We start from the raw sequence: 1785 nt of genomic DNA on the forward strand, positions 1-1785 counted from the left end.
GAGGCTGTCCGAAAAGTCGGGCAGCCTCTAATTTAGTTGTTTTTTTTCTCCAAAAATGGTATTTTGGAGTTGTACAAAAAAGCAACTATGGCGAAGTTAGTTTTTAAAAACCAAACCGGCAAGAGTCCTGAACTCTTCCCGGTCAACATTTTTGACAGAATTGCCGACAACCATCCCGTACGCTTGGTGGATTCGGTTGTGGACTCGCTGGATATCAGCGAAATAATAAAGATGTACAAAGGAGGCGGCACCTCCGCCTACCACCCCAGAATGATGATCAAAGTACTGTTTTACAGCTACTTGTCAAACGTGTATTCCTGCCGCAAGATCGCTAAGGCACTTACTGAAAACATCCATTTTATGTATATAGCGGGCAATTCCACGCCCGACTTCAGGACCATCAACGACTTCAGGGGAAAGATATTGAAGGACCACATCCAAAGGCTATTCGCCGAAGTGGTGAAAATGCTTGTCGGGATGGGCTATGTGAGCCTTGATGTGCAGTACATCGATGGCACTAAGATCGAGGCAAGATCCAACCGGTACACCTTCGTCTGGAAGGGTTCGGTAGAGAAGTACAAGGAAAAACTGGAAGCCAAGATCGGCACAGTTCTTTCGGACATTGAAAGCAGCATTCAGTCTGATAATCAGGAAATCAACAAAGAGGAGCTTCCCAGGAAGATCAATTCTGATGAACTGCGGGAAAAACTAGCCGAGCTGAACAAAAAGCTGAAAGAACCTACCAAAAAGCAGGAAAAGGAACTGCGGAAGCTCCAGGAAGAGCATCTCCCCAAACTGGAAAAATATGAGCATGACCTCAAGACGATGGGCCGGAGGAACTCTTACAGCAAGACCGACCGGGATGCCACCTTTATGCGGATGAAGGACGACCACATGAAGAACGGGCAGCTAAAGCCCGCCTACAATGCGCAGATATCCACGGAAAACCAGTTCATCACACATGTTTCCATCCACCAGACACCTGGGGACACCACTACGCTGAAAACCCATCTGGAGGGGTTCGAAAACGCCTTCGACAGACAGAGCACCGAAGTGGTGGCCGATGCTGGATATGGCAGTGAGGAAAACTACGAAATGCTTGATAAAAAGGGAGTTACACCTTACGTAAAGTACAATTACTTCCACAAGGAGCAGAAAAGGAAAACAAAAGAAAACCCCTTTCTTGCCCAGAACCTGTTTTACAATGCGGAGAAGGATTTTTATGTATGCCCGATGGGCCAAAGGATGGAAAAGGCGGGGACCGGCAAAAGGGTTTCAGCAAACGGGTATGAATCCCGGGTCACATACTATCAGGCACGGCAGTGTGAAGGCTGCCCACTCCGGGGGATGTGCCACCAGGGGCAGGGAAATCGGAAAATTGAAGTAAACCACCGCCTGAACGAGCTGAAGGCGAAGGCAAGGGAGCTACTGACCAGCGAGAAGGGACTTATCCACCGCAGCAATCGCCCGATAGAACCCGAAGCGGTGTTCGGGCAGCTGAAAAGCAACAATAAGTTTAACCGGTTCACATTCAGTGGATTAGAAAAGACAACAATGGAATTTATGCTGATGGCACTCGGTCATAACCTAAGAAAGCTCATAGGAGCAGCAGTCTCTCCAGCTAAAACGGCCTTCGCATCTCTAAAAACGATTTACATAGCGGTACTTTTAGGCGAAAATGACCCTTTTAGTTTATCAGTGCCACGAAATATTGGTGATTCAAACTTTTCCGAATATTCCGGAAAAATAGCCGCATAAAAAAGGCTGCCCTTTTCGGACAGCCTC

At 47.5% G+C, this 1785-nt stretch carries 1 pseudogene; it reads left to right on the forward strand.

Features of this window, described 5'->3' with window-relative positions:
* Nucleotides 1–87: 87 nt before the first annotated feature.
* A pseudogene (locus GJQ68_RS23060) lies at nt 88–1599 on the forward strand (IS1182 family transposase); the annotation flags it as partial.
* Between the last annotated feature and the right edge of the window lie 186 nt (nt 1600–1785).

Source organism: Cyclobacterium roseum (assembly GCF_010119225.1).
GTDB classification, from domain to species: domain Bacteria; phylum Bacteroidota; class Bacteroidia; order Cytophagales; family Cyclobacteriaceae; genus Cyclobacterium; species Cyclobacterium roseum.